This is a genomic window from Haloferax sp. Atlit-12N, from assembly GCF_003383095.1.
GTDB lineage: Archaea > Halobacteriota > Halobacteria > Halobacteriales > Haloferacaceae > Haloferax.
The window spans coordinates 274,407-291,841 of the sequence record NZ_PSYW01000002.1; the positions used below are offsets into that span (position 1 = coordinate 274,407).

Annotated in this window: 16 protein-coding genes; 4 read left to right on the forward strand and 12 right to left on the reverse strand. The window is 67.6% G+C overall.

What is annotated here, in order from left to right:
• Positions 1 to 143: 143 nt before the first annotated feature.
• The 6 genes from C5B90_RS09655 to C5B90_RS09680 form a co-directional block, all read right to left on the reverse strand.
• The gene (locus tag C5B90_RS09655) at positions 144 to 767 is read right to left on the reverse strand and encodes a DUF4382 domain-containing protein (RefSeq protein ID WP_115881057.1); all 624 of its coding nucleotides are present in this window, start codon (positions 765 to 767) and stop codon (positions 144 to 146) included.
• A gap of 254 nt (positions 768 to 1,021) precedes the next feature.
• Positions 1,022 to 1,750: a DUF4397 domain-containing protein gene (locus C5B90_RS09660; RefSeq protein WP_115881059.1), complete on the reverse strand. Its 729-nt coding sequence runs from the start codon at positions 1,748 to 1,750 to the stop codon at positions 1,022 to 1,024.
• 124 nt (positions 1,751 to 1,874) lie between these two features.
• On the reverse strand, positions 1,875 to 2,195 hold the full coding sequence (locus C5B90_RS09665) for an NAD-binding protein (RefSeq protein WP_058569113.1): 321 nt from the start codon (positions 2,193 to 2,195) through the stop codon (positions 1,875 to 1,877).
• A complete protein-coding gene (gene guaA / locus C5B90_RS09670; protein WP_115881061.1) occupies positions 2,192 to 3,109 on the reverse strand; it encodes a glutamine-hydrolyzing GMP synthase in 918 nt (305 codons plus the stop codon). Before guaA ends, C5B90_RS09665 begins: the two co-directional genes overlap by 4 nt.
• Positions 3,109 to 4,758: a glutamine hydrolyzing CTP synthase gene (gene pyrG / locus C5B90_RS09675; protein WP_115881063.1), complete on the reverse strand. Its 1,650-nt coding sequence runs from the start codon at positions 4,756 to 4,758 to the stop codon at positions 3,109 to 3,111. The genes guaA and pyrG overlap by 1 nt, the downstream gene beginning before the upstream one ends.
• 135 nt (positions 4,759 to 4,893) lie before the next feature.
• Positions 4,894 to 5,451 (reverse strand): maltose acetyltransferase domain-containing protein, encoded by a 558-nt coding sequence (locus C5B90_RS09680; protein WP_115881065.1) that lies wholly within the window; start codon positions 5,449 to 5,451, stop codon positions 4,894 to 4,896.
• Between the two features lie 88 nt (positions 5,452 to 5,539).
• Here C5B90_RS09680 and C5B90_RS09685 point away from each other — a divergent pair, with 88 nt between their 5' ends.
• On the forward strand, positions 5,540 to 6,340 hold the full coding sequence (locus C5B90_RS09685; RefSeq protein WP_115881067.1) for an aldo/keto reductase: 801 nt from the start codon (positions 5,540 to 5,542) through the stop codon (positions 6,338 to 6,340).
• Positions 6,341 to 6,513: 173 nt separating this feature from the next.
• Positions 6,514 to 6,681: a hypothetical protein gene (locus tag C5B90_RS20805; RefSeq protein ID WP_158250821.1), complete on the forward strand. Its 168-nt coding sequence runs from the start codon at positions 6,514 to 6,516 to the stop codon at positions 6,679 to 6,681.
• Between the two features lie 66 nt (positions 6,682 to 6,747).
• Here C5B90_RS20805 and ppc read toward each other — a convergent pair whose 3' ends face one another.
• Positions 6,748 to 9,441: a phosphoenolpyruvate carboxylase gene (ppc, locus tag C5B90_RS09690; RefSeq protein WP_115881069.1), complete on the reverse strand. Its 2,694-nt coding sequence runs from the start codon at positions 9,439 to 9,441 to the stop codon at positions 6,748 to 6,750.
• A 225-nt stretch (positions 9,442 to 9,666) separates the two neighbouring features.
• Here ppc and C5B90_RS09695 point away from each other — a divergent pair, with 225 nt between their 5' ends.
• Complete coding sequence (locus C5B90_RS09695; protein ID WP_115881071.1) at positions 9,667 to 10,512, forward strand: ubiquinol-cytochrome c reductase iron-sulfur subunit; 846 nt, start codon at positions 9,667 to 9,669, stop codon at positions 10,510 to 10,512.
• A gap of 248 nt (positions 10,513 to 10,760) precedes the next feature.
• On the opposite strand, the gene samp1 is transcribed toward C5B90_RS09695, so the two are convergent.
• The 3 genes from samp1 to C5B90_RS09710 are packed head-to-tail and all read right to left on the reverse strand — an operon-like array spanning position 10,761 to position 13,779.
• A complete protein-coding gene (samp1, locus tag C5B90_RS09700; RefSeq protein ID WP_115881073.1) occupies positions 10,761 to 11,024 on the reverse strand; it encodes a ubiquitin-like modifier protein SAMP1 in 264 nt (87 codons plus the stop codon).
• A 23-nt stretch (positions 11,025 to 11,047) separates the two neighbouring features.
• Positions 11,048 to 12,565, reverse strand: coding sequence for a cation:proton antiporter regulatory subunit (locus C5B90_RS09705; protein ID WP_115881075.1), 1,518 nt, complete (start codon positions 12,563 to 12,565; stop codon positions 11,048 to 11,050).
• Positions 12,565 to 13,779 carry a potassium channel family protein gene (locus C5B90_RS09710; protein WP_115881077.1) on the reverse strand — a complete coding sequence of 405 codons (1,215 nt, stop codon included), beginning with the start codon at positions 13,777 to 13,779 and terminating at the stop codon, positions 12,565 to 12,567. The genes C5B90_RS09705 and C5B90_RS09710 overlap by 1 nt, the downstream gene beginning before the upstream one ends.
• 100 nt (positions 13,780 to 13,879) lie before the next feature.
• Here C5B90_RS09710 and C5B90_RS09715 point away from each other — a divergent pair, with 100 nt between their 5' ends.
• Complete coding sequence (locus C5B90_RS09715) at positions 13,880 to 15,109, forward strand: NAD-binding protein (protein WP_115881079.1); 1,230 nt, start codon at positions 13,880 to 13,882, stop codon at positions 15,107 to 15,109.
• A 111-nt stretch (positions 15,110 to 15,220) separates the two neighbouring features.
• Here C5B90_RS09715 and C5B90_RS09720 read toward each other — a convergent pair whose 3' ends face one another.
• On the reverse strand, positions 15,221 to 16,645 hold the full coding sequence (locus tag C5B90_RS09720) for a universal stress protein (protein WP_115881081.1): 1,425 nt from the start codon (positions 16,643 to 16,645) through the stop codon (positions 15,221 to 15,223).
• Between the two features lie 6 nt (positions 16,646 to 16,651).
• Positions 16,652 to 17,380 (reverse strand): nucleoside phosphorylase, encoded by a 729-nt coding sequence (locus C5B90_RS09725; RefSeq protein WP_115881083.1) that lies wholly within the window; start codon positions 17,378 to 17,380, stop codon positions 16,652 to 16,654.
• Positions 17,381 to 17,435 lie beyond the last annotated feature (55 nt).

Consider the following 17,435-nt stretch of genomic DNA (forward strand, 5'->3'; position numbering starts at 1 on the left):
CCCACCGCTGTCGGTCGGTTTCGACTCTCGCGGCGGGGGTCATCAGAGGGCCGAGCGTTCGAAAGCGCGGGGAGAACAGGTGTGGGCCGAACCGAAGCGGGGCCGGGAACTCCTGCGGGACCAGTCGCGTCGGAGCGACCGCGTTACGAGGTCGTCTCGTTCGTCGTCGTCTCGTTGGCGGTCGAATCAGTCGTCGTCTCGTTCGATTCCGTGTCGGTCGCCGTCTCCTCTGTCTCGTACGTCACCGTCACCTCGTCGGCGACGGGTTGGAGGACGTACTTGCCCGCGTTGCCGGCCTTGACGGGCGTGAAGTCGGCCGTGAACGTGGTCGTCTCGTCGGCGCGAATCTCGAAGGACCGCTCGAACTTCAGCGGGGCGGACCCGGGCACCTCGACGGTCGCGGACGACCCGTCTGCGAGGGTCGCGTCAGTCTCCGAAACCTCGACCTGCAGGAACTCGTAGGTGCCCGTCTCAAGTTCGAACTCCTCGACGAGCGCGGAGGCGTCGCCCTGCAGTTCGACGAGGTCGAGTGCTGTGCCGCCCGCGTCGAGCGACTCCGCCTCGCCGTCGGCGGGCTTGACGCGGACCGTCGAGACCGTCACGACGCAGGACCCGAAGTCGTCGATGTCGCCGGGCTTGTCGCTCACCCGAGTCGAGAGCGTCCCCGTCGTCGCGGACGCGGTGCCCATACAGCCGGCGAGACCGGCGGTGGTTGCGGCGGCGATTCCGGCGGCGGACGTGAGGAAGCGTCGTCTGGTGTGTGTCATTGGTTGTGTTCGCGTGTCTGCGGGGTGTCGCGGCGCGACCGGGCGGTCCGCGCGATGACTGGTGGGGAACCGCCGTCGCCCCGCGACACCGACCGCTCTGCACGCCGCCGTATTGAAGGGTAAAAACCGGCTCGCCGGCTTGCGGTCGTTGGCGTGAAATTCGGGTCGAACGGCGTCGAATTTCGCCGAGTTTCGTCGGAAAATGTAGCGTTCTCGCCGCCGACCCGTGCGGGTGGGCGGGGGACGGTATCGACTCAGCGCACGCGACAGACGTTCCCGTTGGACGGCGGCGCGCGGGCGGGCGAGACGGCGTCGACGACGGGGAGGACGCTGAAGCCGGGCGACCCACCGGTTGCGAATCCGATGGCGAACACCGAGTAGGTCCGGCCGCCGGCGAGGGCCGTTCCGGGGAGGTCGAGCACGACCGTCCCGTCAGACGAGAGGACGACCTGCAGGTCGTACGTTCCGGCAGGCACCGTCTCGTAGTGCGAGACGTCGCCGAACGCCAGCCCCGAAAACAGCGTCGGGCCGTCCTTGACGACGATGTCGACCTCGGGCGCGTCGGGCGAGAAGTGGGCGACGCGGACTCTGGCCTTCTTATACGGTGCCGGGCGGTTCGTGTCCGTGAGCACGACGGCCGTGATGTTGGCGAGTACGTCCGTCGCCGCGATAGTGTAATCACGGTTGCGCCGGAGCGTGACCTCGGTGTCGATGACGACCGTCGAGTCGTCGCCCGCGGGCGTGACCTCGACCTGATACGTCCCCGCCGGGACGGTGAAGTAGTCGGAGAGGACGCCGAACGGGACGCCCTGCAGGTCGGGGAACGGCTCGCCGTTCACGTACACGTCTACGGGGGGCGCGTCGGGCGAGAAGTGGCCGACTCGGAACCGCGCGTCACCCGCGGCGACGCCGCCGGGGCGTGCCGCCACGGTCGTCGCGCCGCCAGCGAGTAGGAGTCCAGTTGCGCCGAGGCTCTTCAGCATCGTTCGTCGAGAGAGGGACGACATCTGCAACCATCATGAAGGACCGTGGTGATATCAATATTCTCACAACTAAAACAATGCAAGAAAGTCTGCGTACCGAGACAGTCAGGAGTTCCTGACCGTCTCAGACGAGTTCTTCCGCGACCACGTCGACCGCGAGCAGGTTCGGGTCGATGGCGAGGTCGGCCTGCGCCGTGGCGAACTCCGGAAGGGAGTCGTAGGCGTAGGTCACGACGCGCACGTCGGGGTTCAGTTCCTTCGCAACCGAGATGGCCGTCGCGTCGTCCATATCGGTGAGCACGAACAGGTCGGCGTCCTCGATACCGGCCTCGCCGAGCGAGTCGGCGGAGGCGATACCGCTGACGCGGACGACTGTCGCACCCTCAGTTTCGAGCGCCTCGCCGAGTCCGTCGGGGTCGGTCCCCGCGACGATTGCCGTCGTCATTCGTACTCGATGGTCGCCGGCGGTTTGTGGGTCACGTCGTAGACGACGCGGGCGACGTTCTCGTTCGTCCCGGTGATGCGCGACTGGATGCGCTGGAGGGTGTCCCACGGCAGTTCCTGCGCGCGGGCGGTCATGCCGTCGCGCGACTCTACGGAGCGCACGGAGACAATCCAGCCGTGGACGCGGTTGTCACCCTTGACGCCGGTGCCCTTGCCGATGACGGCGGCGAACGCCTGCCACGGGTCGTGCTTTTCGGTCTCGTCTTCGACGACGTGACACGCGTCGCGGGCGACCTGCACCTTCTCGGGCGTGACTTCGCCGAGGACGCGGACCGCGAGGCCCGGCCCCGGGAACGGCATCCGCTCGGCGATGATGGATTCGAGGCCGAGCGCGCGGGCGACCTCGCGGACCTCGTCTTTGTAGAGGTCGCGGACGGGTTCGACGATGCCCTCGAAGTCCACCACGTCCGGCAGGCCGCCGACGTTGTGGTGAGACTTGATGTTGCCCTCGGACTCGATGCGGTCCGGGTAGATGGTCCCCTGCACGAGGTACTGGGCGTCGGTCTCTTTCGCCTCGCGTTCGAACTCGCGGATGAACTGCTCGCCGATGACCTTGCGCTTTTCCTCGGGGTCGACGACGCCGTCGAGGGCGTCGAAGAATCGGTCTCGGGCGTCGACGACGCGGAGGCTCTCCATGAAGGAGAAGGTGTCCGCAATCTGTTCGGTCTCGCCTTTGCGCATCAGGCCGGTGTCGACATAGACCGGGGTGAGTTGCTCGCCGACGGCCTCGTAGGCGAGCGTCGCGGCGACAGAGGAGTCCACGCCGCCCGAGAGGGCGATGATGGCGTGTTCGTCGCCGATTTGGTCGCGAATCGATTCGGTCGCGTCTTCGATGAATTCGTCTACGTTTACCATTATGCTGTCACCTCTTCGTTGCCGAGTTCGCGCGCGTCAAGTTCGCCGAGGACCGCGCGGAGGAAGCCGAGGAACGGCGGGCTCGCGCGGTCGGGTCGGGAGCGGAACTCGGGGTGGAACTGCGTCCCGAAGAAGAACGGGTGGTTAGTCAGTTCGAGAATCTCCATGCGGTTTTCGGCGCGGCCGGAGAAGCGGAGCCCCTCGGATTCGAGTTCGTCGATGAGTTCGGGGTTCACCTCGTAGCGGTGGCGGTGACGCTCCGTACAGGAGGTGTCGCCGTACACCGCCTCCGCGAGCGTGCCGGCGTCGATGTCGGTGTCGTGCGCGCCGAGGCGCATCGTGCCGCCCATCTCGTCGACCTCGTACTGCTCGGGCAGGAGGTCGATGACCGGATACGGCGTGTCGGGGTCGAGTTCGGCCGAGTGGGCGTCCTCGTGACCGAGGACGTTTCGGGCCTGCTCGACGACGGCCATCTGGAAGCCCAGACAGAGGCCGAGGAAGGGAACGTCGTTCTCGCGGGCGTAGCGGATGGCCTCGATTTTGCCGCCGGTTCCGCGGGAGCCGAAGCCGCCGGGGACGACGACGCCGTCGGCGTCCTTCAGGCGCTCTTCGTGCTTGTCGAGCATCTCGTCGGAGTCGACCCAGAGGATGTTCACGTCGACGCCGCACTCGATGCCCGCGTGCTTGAGCGCCTCGTGAATGGACATGTAGGCGTCTTCGAGGGCGTACTTACCGACGAGCGCGATATCGACCGAGCCGGTCCGGTCGGCCGTGACGAGTTCGCGCCAGCGGCTGTCGCGGTCTTCCTTCGGCAGCGCCTCGTCGGCGATGCCGAGGCGTTCCATGACGTACTCGTCGAGGCCCTCCTCTTCGACCATCAGCGGGACGTGGTAGATGTCCGGCACGTCGGGGTTGGAGAACACGGCGGCGTCCGGCACGTCGCAGAACTGCGCGATTTTGGTCTTCGTCGCCGGTTCGAGCTTGTCGTCGGCGCGGCCGACGAGGATGTCCGGCTGGAGGCCGATGCTCCGAAGCTCCTTGACCGAGTGCTGGGTTGGCTTCGTCTTCTGCTCGCCGTTCTTCGAGTAGGGGACGAGCGTGACGTGGGTGAAAAGCACGTCGCCGTCTTCCTCCTCGGAAGCGAACTGGCGGAGCGATTCGAGGAACGGCATCGACTCGATGTCGCCAACGGTGCCGCCGACCTCGACGATGCACACGTCGGTGCCCTCGGCCGCCTCGCGGATGCGGCGCTTGATGTCCTCCGTGACGTGCGGGATAATCTGGACCGTCTTCCCGAGGTAGTCGCCGGCGCGCTCCTTCTGGATGACGTGCTGGTAGGTCTTGCCCGTCGTGATGTTGTGGTCGGCGGTCATGTCGATACCCAGGAACCGTTCGTAGTTCCCGAGGTCGAGGTCGACTTCCGCGCCGTCTTTCAGGACGTACACCTCCCCGTGCTCGTAGGGGTTCATGGTCCCGGCGTCGACGTTCAGGTACGGGTCTATCTTGACCGCGGTGACGTCGAACCCGGCGTTCTTCAGGAGTCGGCCGGTGCTCGCGGCCGTGATACCCTTCCCGAGGCCGGACATGACACCCCCGGTTACGAAAATGAACTTGCGCCCCATCTCTGGGTCGTATTCGTCCGTCGGCATACTGACCGTGTGCGAGCGTACTTCAAAACCATTTCGGAGGGAACATCGTGTGCCAGAGCACCGCACGCTGCCGAATCCGTGAGAATCGAGCGACGGCGACGCGACGATGACCGCGACGCGGCGGCGCTCCCCCGGTCAGTCCAGCTTTTTAATGACTCGCGCCGGGTTGCCACCGACGACCACCGAGTCGGGCACGTCCTTCGTGACGACCGCGCCGGAGGCGACCACCACGTCGTCGCCGATGGTGACGCCGGGGTTGACGACCGCCCGCCCGCCGAGCCACGCGTTGTCTCCAATCGTCACCGGGTCGCCCGACTCAGGGCCTTTGATTCGCTCGGCCGCGTCGAGCGGGTGGGTTGCGGTGTAGATGTGGACGCCCGGTGCGATTTGGCAGTTGTCGCCGATAGTGATGGGACACACGTCGAGAAAGACGCAGTCGAAGTTGGCGAAGAAGTTCTCGCCGACGCGGACGTTGTAGCCGTAGTCGCAGCGGAACGTCGGCTCGATTTCGAACGAGTCGCCGACCTGTCCGAACAGTTCCCGAATCAGCTCCTCGCGGCGCTCGGTCTGGGTCTCGTCGGTCTCGTTGAACAGGCGCGTGAGTCGGCGCGCGCGCTTTCGTTCCGCGACGAGTTCCGGGTCGCTCGCGTCGTACAACTCGCCCGCAAGCATCTTCTCCTTCTCGGAGGGCATATCCTCGATGACTGGCGGGCCAGTGGTAAGTGTACCCACGGCTTCCGCAACCACAGGATTTGACTCGCCCGGCCGCAATCACCCGTGTATGAAGGACTTCCCGCGACTCGGCTTCGGGACGTACAAACTCGAAGACCGCGACGAATGTGTCGAGGCCGTCAAGACCGCCCTCGACGTTGGTTACCGTCACGTCGACACGGCCCAGATGTACCACAACGAGGAGTTCGTCGGCGAGGGGCTCGCCGAATCCGGCGTGGACATCGACGACGTGTTCGTGGCGACGAAGCTCGACACCGACAACCTCGGCTACGACGACGTGCTGGAGACGACCCGCGAGTCCGCCGAAAAGCTCGGCGTCGATACCATCGACCTGCTGTACGTCCACTGGCCGCTCGACAGCTACGACGAGGACGAGACGCTCGCGGCCCTCGACGAACTCGTCGAGGAGGGCGTCATCGCCAACGTCGGCCTGAGCAACTTCCGACCCGACCAGCTCGAATCCGCCATCGAGACGCTCGATGCGCCGGTGTTCGCCCACCAAGTCGAGATGCATCCGATGCTCCAACAGCGCGAACTCCGCGAGTTCGCCGCGGGACACGACCACCGACTGATCGCCTACTCGCCCATCGCGCGCAACCAGGTCGCCAACGAGGAGGTCATCGTCGACATCGCCGAGAAGCACGACGCCTCCCCGGCGCAGGTCGCCCTCGCGTGGCTCATCGAGAAGGGCGCGACGCCCATCCCGAAGGCCGCCTCGCCCGACCACATCCGCGACAACTTCGCCGCGCTCGACCTCGACCTCGACGACGAGGACGTGGCCGCCATCGACGCCCTCGATTCGACCCACCGCATCGTCGACTTCGAGGAAGCGCCGTGGAACCACGCCTGAGCTGAGCCGACCTGCGCCCGGCCGACGGCCGTGGCGCTGCATCCTCTATTTTCGCCACGTACGACCGCTCAGACCCTCGTCTTCGTCGCCGACGAACCCCTGTCAGTTCGGGCCGTGCGACCCCGCCACAAACAGGGTGAACATATATGATGGACTCAGCCGTACTGCCGAATATGGCAACGGTGGTGGTGGTGTGCCCGCACTGTGGACAGGAAGTTGAATCGAGATACGAGGGCGACGCCGACTTCGACGGTGTCAGACAGCGGTTAAAAAGCGAGTATCGCGTCGCGCGGCAGACCTGTCCGGTCTGTTCGAACCCGTACGACCTCCGTCGGGCCTAATCGGTCCCGGCGGCGCGGCGACGGAATCCTCGGCGGGTGGCCGAGGGCGTCGGCGTCGCGTTCGCGTTATCCCGTGTTCTTCATCCCGGCGGCGATGCCTTTGACGGTGAGCCGCAGGGTCTGTTCTTCCTCGTCGGTCCGGTGGGTCTGCGACAGCAGGTGGGTCTGCAGCAGGTTCAGCGGGTCGACGTAGGGGTTGCGGCGGCGGAGGCTCTCTTCGAGCCACTCGCGCTTCAGGAGACTGCTACGCTCGCTGATGTCGAGCATGAGGTCCGCGGCGTCCTCGTACTCCGCGGTGAGACGGGTGAAGAACTCCTCGCGGAGCTCCTCGTCGGCGAGGTTCGCGTACTCCGTGGCGATTTCGAGGTCGGTGCGCGCCAGCGCCATCGCGGCGTTGTCGAACGTGCTGCGGAAGAACGCCCACTCGTCGTACATCTCGCGGAGGTCGTCCATGTCGCCGCCGTCTTCGAGGAAGGCGTTGACGCCGGCGGCCAGCGAGTACCAGCCGGGGAGGATACACCGCGACTGGGTCCACGAGAACACCCACGGGATGGCGCGGAGGTCCTCGACACTGCGCTCGTCGGACCGAGAGGCCGGGCGGGAGCCGAGGTTGAGTTCCTCGATGACGGTGATGGGCGTCGCCTGCTCGAAGTAGGAGACGAAGCCGTCGGATTCGAGGAGGTCCTGGTACTCCTCGCGCGCGGCAGTGGCCATGGTGTCCATGGCGTCGACCCAGCGGTCGGGCACCTCCTCCTCGGGCGTCCGAATCGCCTGCAGGCGGGCTCGAATCTGGGCGTTGAGCATCTGTTCGAGGTTCCGCTCGGCGATGCGCGGGTTGGCGTACTTCTCGGCGATGGCCTCGCCCTGCTCCGTGAACTTAATCTGTCCCGTGACGGTCTCGTTCGGGAGCGCGAGCATGGCCTCGTTCATCGGGCCGCCGCCGCGGGAGATAGAGCCGCCGCGACCGTGGAACAGCCGCATCGTCACGTCGAAGTCGTCGCAGATGTCGGCGAGGCGGCGCTGGTTCTTGTAGAGGTCCCAGTTTGCGGCGAGGAAGCCGTTTTCCTTGTTCGAGTCGGAGTAGCCCAGCATAATCTCCTGGACGTCGTTTCGGGCGGCGAGCGCCGTCCCGTAGGCCTCGTTTTCGAACAGCGTGCCCATGATTCGGCGCGCGCCGTTGAGCGCCGACTCGGTTTCGAGGAGCGGGACCACGTCGATACCGCAGTGGTCGGGCAGGGAGACGACGCCCGCCTGGTCGGCGAGGAACAGCACTTCGAGGACGTGCGAGGGCTCCTCGGTCATCGAGATACAGTAGGTGTCGATAGCGCCGACGCCGTACTCGCGCTGCCACTCGCCGAGCTTGCGGAAGCGGCGGAGGACGCGTTCGGCCGTCTCCGACACGTCGCCGGGGTCTTCGAGGTCGACGACGGGTTCTTCCTGCAGAATCGCGTCGGTGAGGAGTTCGACGCGCTCCGCCTCGGAGCTGCCATAGTAGTCGAGACCCTCGTGGGCCAACGCCTCGTGGACGGCCTCGGTGTGGTTCTCTTGGTGGTCGCGGAGGTCGAGGCTGGCGAGGGTGAAGCCGAACGTGTCGACCTGCCGCATCAGGGGCTCGACGTACACGTCCGCGACCTGTGCCGCGCCGGTCCGGCGGAGGCTGGTGTCGATGACTTCGAGGTCGGCCAGTAGCTCGCTCTCGTCCGCGTAACCGTTCGGGCGCACGTCCTCGACGCGGCGGAGTCGCTCGCGCATCAGTTTGAGCTTCTGGCGGTACGGCTCGTTGGGGTAGCGCTCGTCGGCCTCCTCGGCGACGACGGGGAGGAGTTCGCGGTCGGCCTTCAGCGAGCGTTCGAGCTCGTGGCCGGGGTCGATTCGTGTCGCGTCCTGACTCAGCACACCGGAGAGACGCTTGAGCGAGTCGCTGTACTTTTCGAGGGCGACGCTGCGCTGACGTTCGAGCGTGTCCTCTGTCACCTCGGGCGTGACGAAGGGGTTGCCGTCGCGGTCGGAGCCGGCCCACGACCGGAACTCGAACAGTTTCGGCACGTCGAGGCCGGGGTACTCGGCGCGGAGTTCCTCTTCGAGTTCCTCGTACACCTCGCCGACCACGTCGAACAGCGTGTTTTCGAGGTACCACTGAACGTTGCGGGCCTCGTCGGTCGGCTCGGGGCGGCGGTCGCGGACCTGCGAGGTCTGCCAGAGGCTCGTCACCTCGGCGACGACGTGCCGCCACTCCTGGTCGTGTTCGAGGTCGGTGAGACGGCGCTCGTCGAGCGTCTCCAGCCGGTTGGCGATGGAGCGGAGCTTCGATTTCACCGTCTTGCGGCGGGCCTCAGTCGGGTGCGCCGTGAACGTCGGCTCGATGAGCACGTCTTCGAGGACTCGTCCCAGAAGCTCCTCGTCGACCTCCTCGTCGTCCAGCGCGTCGAGCGTGTCGAGGATTCCGTCTTCGAGCGTCCCCTCCTGTGACGCCTCGCGGATGACGCGAACGCGCTCGCGCTCCTCGGCGAGGTTGATGAGTTCGAAGTAGGTCGTGAACGCGCGGGCGACGACGCTCTCACGTTCCGGTTCGAGGTCACCGACCACATCGTAGAGTCGCTCGCGCGACCCGGACTCGCCCTTCCGGTAGGCGATGGCCGCCTGCCGAAGCTCTTCGACCGTCTCGAACGACGCCGTCGACGTCTGCGCTTCGAGCACGTCCCCGAGCAACGCCCCAAGCTCGCGAACATCTTGCCGCACGTCTCTGGTGTGCAATCGCATCGTACTCGGATACGAGTAGCACATTCTAAAAGGCCACGAGTAACGTCGAAAAATTGCCCGGAAGTCGGTTCTAAACGAACGTTGCGCACGTTTTCGTCCCGTTTTCGACGACCGACGAATTCCGCGCGTTCGGGCGGTTGGACCCCTTCGCTGGCGGCCGTTTCGTGGGGCGTACTACCACGGTGGATTCGTCACGCTTTTACTGGCCGCCTCGAAGGTGAGAGTATGAGCGATAGCGACAAGTACCCCGCCGACTCGGGTCGCCGTCGGTTCGTCAAGGGCGTCGTCGGGGGAGCGACGCTCGCGGGCGTGGGAACGACAGGCGCGGCCGCCATCAACAGCGCAACGTCATCCACCGGTACCGGTGGGGGGCCGACGCAGGCGTACGCCATCGAGAACACCGCCGGTCCCGCACCGCGTGGCATGCCGCAGATCCCGATCGAGATCGACGACGAGGGCTACATCCGCGGCGTCTGGCCGGAGGTTCAGACCGTCACGCAGAACGGTGTGGAAGTCGACCTCGCCCTCACCGAGGACTACAAAGGGACGGGCGTCACCTACTCGCAGGACTGGTTCCAGTACTGCGGTGTGCAGACCTACGAGGGCCTGAACCCGACCTACGAGTCTGACAACTACTTCCGCTCCGACAGCGGCGGATACGACTGGCAGTCCGAGACGTACAGCTCCGGCGACCGCCTGAACGTCAACGACTTCGACGAGTACGAGACCTGGGGCAACGGTATCGGACAGGCCGGCATCGGGATGCCCGCGACCGGCACCTGGCGCTCCGAGGGCGCCGAGAACACGATGCCGATTCAGGTGCTCCGCTCGACGCGCATCGAGGAGGCCGCACAGGACAACGAGTGGCTCGCCGCCTCGACGGACCAGGGAGTCATCGCGTGGCTCAACAAGTGTACCCACTTCTGCTGTGTCCCCGGCTACAAGCAGGCGGCCAGCTCCGCCACGTTCGGCGGCGAAAACGGTGTCTACTGTCAGTGTCACCAGTCCGTCTACGACCCCTTCTCCATCGTCCAGACGCTGTTTACGGCGCTGCCGCGCCCGAGCGAGTAACGACCCTCGAAGCCGCCCTCCCGTTTCGAGTCCGACCGCGACGCGTTCCCGCCGTTTTCTCTTTTCCGACCCCCGAACGACCCGTTTCCGCTCCGACGAGTCGCTCGTTTCGAGCCCGTGGTCCCGTCTCCGTCTTCAGCACCATCTCCGTCTCCCGCCCCCGAGTGCCGACGGACCCGTCGCTCGCGGGATGGAAGTCGAATCCGAGAATCGGTACCGTCGCGCCGGCGCTCCGACGCTCCGAGGCGTTAGCCGCCGCTGACCGGCGGGAAGAGCGCGAGTTCGTCGCCGGCGGTGGCTTCCTCGCCGAGCGCAGCGGCTTCGCCGTTTCGCAGGACGTTGATGTGGTCGTACAGTTCGCCGTCGTCGCCGAACACCCGCGATTCGAGCGCCGGGTGCGCCCCGACGAGGGCGTCGAGCGCGTCGCCGACGGTGGCGTCGCCGTCGACGTCGACCCGAACGGTCCGCGCGCCGGTGACTTCCGCGAGGTCGGCGAACAGCTTCCACTCCATACACCCGTCTCGTCGCCCGGCGCTCATGAGGATTGCGCCCCGGACGACCGCGGCGCGTCACCGTCGGAGCCGGAACCGTCGTTTTCGTCACCGTCGTCGTCACCGCCGTCGGTCCGGCCCGTGTCCGTCGTCGCTCGGCGTTCGACCTTCCGGAGGACTTCCGGCCGGCCGACGACGTAGAGCGTATCGCCGGCTACCAGTTCGCGTCCCCGGCCGGGAATCGCGTCCACCGGACGGTTCGCCGACCGGATGGCGACGACAGTCGTGTCTACGTCCGCAACCGACAGTCCGTCGAGGTCGGCACCGGGCGCGACGGTCGTGACCGCCATCGTCTCGTCGGCGTTCCGGAGGAGCGATGCGAACTCGCGGTCGACGTGGGGGTCCGCGGGGAGCGTCACGAGCCGGTACTCTTCGCCGCTCGTCAGGCGGTCGGCGTCCTCCTCGTCGAGGGCGACGGTCGCCACGTCGTCGGCGACGCCGCGGAGTTCGCCGAAGGCGACGCGGGTCGGCGCGGTCGACGCGGCCGGCGCGTCGGTCCCGCCGTCGGACAGCGACCCCGAACCGCTGGGTTGCGTCTCGGTCGTCGGTTCGGCGGACTTGGCCGACTCAGTCGCGTCGGTCGCTCCCGCGACGGCGTCGCCCGATGGGTCGTTCTCGTCGCCGTCCGCGTCCGGCTTCGGAACCGACCAGACCTGCACGGGGTCGCCGGCGGCCGCGCCGGAACCGGGGTCGCCGCGAATCGCGACTGCGACGGTGCCGGGCGCGAGGGTCGGTCCGAGGCCGGCCGCGCGACTGCCGAGCGCGAGATAGGACACCTCACTCCCCTCGGGTTCGAACTCCACGTCGACGTGGCCGACGCCGTGGTCGTCCTTGATGCGCGTCGCGAGTCGGTCGCGGAGTTCGGCCTCGCTGAGCCGCCGGGGGAACAGCAGCGTCTTCCCGCTCAGTTGGGTCTTGACGGCCTCGCCGACCGGGTCGTACCCTTCGATGTCGGCGATGTCCTCGGGGAGCGTCACCGACGTGACGCGGCCGACGGTCCGGACCAACCGGCTCACGTCGGCGTCGAGTTCCTTCGCGCCCGCGACGGCGAACACGTCCGTCGCGAGTCGGTCGCCGGCGACGCGGCCGACCGGCGCGATGAGCGCTCCGCCGGCGAGCGACGCGGTGTTGAAGAGGACGGTGTCGAGTTGGAACACCTCGGTCTCGGTGCCGGTAGTGAACGCGCCGAACAGGCCGATGGTGTTCAGGTAGAGGGCGACGACCGCCCCGCCGAAGAGGACCGAGAGCGCCCGCGGGATTATCTCTCGGGTGTACCAGCGGTAGAGCAGCGAGGCGATGGCGGAGACGACGAACGTGCCGACGACGAGCCCGACGAATCGGAGAATTTGCAGGACGAGCGAGTCGTCCGCCGGCGGAATCGACACCTGACCGGCGGTCGACGACTGTCCGACCGCCGCGAGCAGGTCGACGGCGGGGGCGGCCGGGACGGCGGTGGCCACGCCGCCGACCGAAGTGACGGCGGAGGCGAGGGCGGCGAACATCACGCGACCGCCCCCTCGAAGGCAGTCAGGTCGCTTCTCGACCCGACCGCGTAGAGCGTATCGCCCGCGGAGACCGCTTGGTCACCCCGCGGCGCAATCGTCCAGTTCCCGCCGTGGCGGACCGCGAGGACCGCGACGCCGTAGGTGTCCCGGACGCCGGCGTCTCTGAGCGTCACGCCGTCGAGCGGTCCCTCTGCCCCGACCGAGAGCCGCGAGAACCGCTTGCCGGCGCGGCGAAGCAAGGAGACGAGTTCGAACTCCCGCCGGACGCCGCGGGAGGTGACGACGAAACGCTCCACGTCGCTCCCGAGGAGCGATTCGACCTTGCCTCGGTCGATCGCGAGCGTGACGCGACCCTCGCCGCCGACGGCCGTCGGTGCGCGCGGCGCGGCCTTCGGCGCGTCCGCGTCGTCCGCGTCGTCCTCGTCAGGTTCGCTCGGGGTCTCGACGACCGATTCGACCCCGGCGACGTTCGCCGAGACGGTGCCGCCGTCGGTGACGACGACGACCTCGTCGCCCCGCGCGAGTCCGGTCGGGACGAGCGCCGTCACCGACACCGCGCGCTTGCCCGCCGGGAGTCGCTTCGAGAGGCCGCCGACCGGGGCCGCGGCGGAGACGGACGCGCGGGCACGCTCGTCGAGTCTGACCTCGACGGCGGCGAGGTCGAACTCGTTTTGCAGGCGGTCGGAGAACCGCGACTCGAGTTCCACGAGCGGGATGTCGGCGGGGAACGTCCACTCGCCGTTTCGGATACTGGTGCGGATGTCCAGCGGGACCGGCGGGTAGCCCTCGATGTCGCCGACCTCGCCGGTGACGGTGACGCTGACCTGTCCGCGGCCGCCGACGAGTTCGACCACGTCGGTCGAGAGCGACCGTTCGGTGAGCTTTCGCAGCGACATCTTCCGCGGGATGTCGTTGGCGAAGGCGTCCCCGCGGTTGTGTGCGTACAGCGCCCCCATCAGGACGACTAACAGCGCGACCGTCAGCCTGACCTGGCTCTCCGACTGCGTGATTGTCGGGTCGGCCAGCGCCATGAGACCGCCGCTCGCGCCCGCAATAGCGACGCTGAGGACGACGACGGCGAGGCCCGGAACGGTGACGCCGGTGACGTAGCGGAAGCCGAATCCGAGGAGCCACGCGACGGCGGCCGGGACGAGCCCGGTGAGAACGCCGAAGTACAGCCCGTAAACGACTTCGACGGGGAGTGAAGCCATGGGCCGGTACACTCGCCGACGGAATAAAGACGTGACGACGCGCACGTGACGGACCGATACCCGACCGCTTTTGCCCTCGGACGCCAGAACTGGGAAAGACATGGCTTCGGTACGTGAGTGGGTCGGTGCCCGTGCGACGATTGGGACGGTGTTCCTCGCCGCCGTCCTGTCGGTCGCCATCGGCATCCTCAACATCAGCTCCCCGGTCACCGGCGGTGTGTTGGCACCGTACATCCCGGAAGCGGTCCGCATCACCGCCGGCTTCACCGGGACGCTGACGGGCTTTCTGCTCCTCGCGAGCGTCTTCGGACTCCGCCGACGCTACCGCGCCGCGTGGTACTCGACCGCGGTGTTGCTTCCGGTGACCGCCGCGCAGGGGCTCATCCAGTCGCCAGAACGGGCGGCACCGCTCGTCGGCCTCTCGCTTATCAGCCTCGCACTCCTGCTTTTCAACCACAGGGCGTTCGACCGCGACCTCGACCTGACGGCGACACAGCTGTCGGCGCTGCTCGCTATCGCGGGCGCACAGACCTACACGACCGCCGGCGCGTGGGCGCTCAGAGAGCAGTTCAACGGCATCGACACGCTGTTCGACGCGTTCTACTTCGGCGTCGTCACCGGCAGCACGGTCGGCTACGGCGACATCACGCCGCAGACCGCCATCGCAAAGCTGTTCGGCATCTCGGCGCTGTTGCTCACGGTGGCGACGTTCGCCGTGGCGCTCGGTGTCCTGCTCACGCCCGCAATCGAAGCGCGACTCACCAAAGCACTCGGACGCATGACCGAATCACAACTCGACATCCTGGAGAACCACGTCCTCGTCCTCGGCTACGGGGAACTGACCGAACCGATTCTCGAAGAGCTCGGCGACCGCGCCCGCGTCGTCATCGTCACGCCCGACGAGGCCCGCGCCAAGCGCCTCACCGACCGCGGCTACGACGTGGTCACGGACGACCCGAGCGACGAGGAGGCGCTCCAGCGGACCCGCGTGGACGCCGCTCGCTCCGTCGTCGTCGCCACCAACAACGACGCCGAAGACGCGCTGGCAATCCTCACGGCGCGACAGCTCAACCCCGACGTGCACATCGTCGCGGCGGCGACCCAGCGGGAAAACGAGCGAAAGCTTCGCCGCGCCGGGGCCAACACCGTCATCAGCCCGGCGGCGCTCGGCGGCCACTTCCTCGCCGAGTCCGCCGTCGGCGGGAGCGGCCTCGAGACCATCGAGGAACGGCTGCTCGACGAACAGCCCACCGACCCAGCCGAAGACGAACCGGTCCAGACGAACGGGGCGGGCGAGGCAGACGACCCCGGTTCGGACGGCCAAAACTGACGAGGTCGGCGACCCCGGTCGCAAGCGCGAATCGACTCCGACTCCGCCCCCGGACCCGGACCCGGACCCAGACCCGGACCCGGCTCCGACTTCTTCGCATCGCTCTCTCCGTTAGTGCCCGCGGTCGAACACCGCAACGTCGCAGTCTATCTCGCGGATGCGCTCGAACGTCGGCGGCGAGATGAACCGCGAGGCGGGCGAGCGGTCGCCGCTGGAACCGAGCACCACGAGGTCGTAGGTGGCGGCGTTCGAGGCGATGAAGTCGGTCACGTCGGAGCGGGCGACCCGCGTCTCGATGTTCCCGTCCGCCGTTTCGACCAGATTGGCGAGTTTCGACTCCGCGGGCCGGCGCTCGACTTCCGAGGAGATGCAGGTCGTGACGCTCACGCTCCCGGTCTTCCCGGCGAGACGCGTCGCGAAGTCTATCATCGCGTGGGCGGCGTCGCCCGGCCGCGAGACGAGCACGAGGATGCGCCGCCAGCGGTAGGTCTCGCCGGTCGAGCGGAACGCCACGGTGTCGTACGAGCCACCGAACAGGCCGCGAATGTAGTCCGACAGCAGGCCCCGGTCCTCCTCGTACGGGACCACCACGAGGTCGGAGTTAGTGTTGGCCGCGGCCTCGGTCGTCGCGGTCAACGGGTCGCCCCGGGCGACGGCGACCTCGACGGGCACGCCCAGTTGGGTCCGCAGTTTGTGGGCGCAGGATTCGAGGCGCTCGACCGACGCGTCGGCGTCGGTGTCGAGTTCGCCGCCGGCTTCCGCGGTCGCGCCCGCGTCGCCCTCGGCGGTCGCTTCCGGTGAGAGCACGTCGAGGAGGACCACCTTGCCGGCGCTGTGGGCGGCGGCGAGGCGGGCGGCGAAGAAGGCCGTCTGGGTCGCCGTCTCGCCGCGCATCGGGACGAGCACGTGGTCGTCGCCGCGGACGGTCCCGTAGAGGTACTCCGCGCGGCGCTCGTAGAACTGCTCGCGCCAGACGGTGAAGGTGATGGCGATGACGACGCTGGCGAAGAAGATGCTCACCACGTACTCCTCGGGGTTCACGTCGCCCGTGACGAGCGTCAGGAGCGCCGTCGAAAACGCAGAGGGCGCTTCCACGTCGAGGAGCCACGTCGTGACGCCCGCGAGGAAGATGGCGAGCGCCGCCGACGACGGGTGGACGAGCGCGGTCCCGGCCGGGTCGTACGCCCACCCGGTGAACCCGACGGCGACGAGGCCGCAGAGCGCGCCGACCGTGAGGGCGACGACGAACTTCACGGGCGAGGCGTACCGCCCCTCGGGGTCCGAAAACAGCGTGTACGACCCCGACGCGAGCGGCGGGAACAGCAGGAACGAGAGCGTGCTGACCGAGTTGGAGATGAACGTCACCCCGGCGATGAGCACGGGGATGATGAAGAGAATCGAGAGGTGAAGCAGGTTGTTCGTGTTCTCTATCCAGCGACCGAACGCCACCATCTCGCGCCGCTCTATCCGGCGGATTCGGGCTCGGAGCGCGCCGACGCGGGCGACCGCTCGGGCCGCGAGATGGCGGAGGTCCACGCTCGTCTACGCGAGGTCGGTGACGGCGTCGAGCGTGATGGAGATGGCGCGCTCGACGTTGTTCTTCGCCTTCTCGGGGAGTTCCTCGTCGGAGTCGGCCCCCTTCTGCGTTCCGGCGACGAGGTTGCCGTCGACCGTGCAGATGGCCCCGGCGCGGAGGCCCTTCCGGCGGGCGAGCGAGAACACCGTGGCGGCCTCCATCTCGATGGCGAGCAGGCCGGCGGCGTTCCAGTCGTCGACGTACTCGTCGGACTCGTTGTAGAACGCGTCGTCGGAGACGATGGGGCCGACGTGGACGTCCTCGTCGTTGGCCTCCGCCGAGTCGACGAGCGACGTGAGCACGTCGTAGTCGGGGACGGCCGGGTAGACCTCGGACTCGTAGCGCTTCGAGGTGCCCTCCTCTTTGGCCGCGCCCGTGGCGACAATCATGTCGCCGACTTCGATGTCTTCCTGCAGCGCGCCGATGGTGCCGACGCGGATGAACGTCTCCACGCCGACGCGGGAGAGTTCCTCGATGGCGATGGCCGCCGAGGGACAGCCGATGCCGGTCGAGGAGATGGTGAGCGGGACGCCCTCGTACTCGGCGTTGACGACCTTGTACTCGCGGTTCTGCGCGACTTCCTCGACGTTCTCGCACTGCTTTGCGATGCGGTCGACGCGTCCGGGGTCACCGGGGATGAGCGCGATGTCGTTCACGTCGCCTTCTTCGACGAGGAGATGGGGCTGTTTCGCCATGTTCCGACCCACTCGGGTCGCGGGCAAAAACGACGCGGTTCGACCGGGGGCGGCA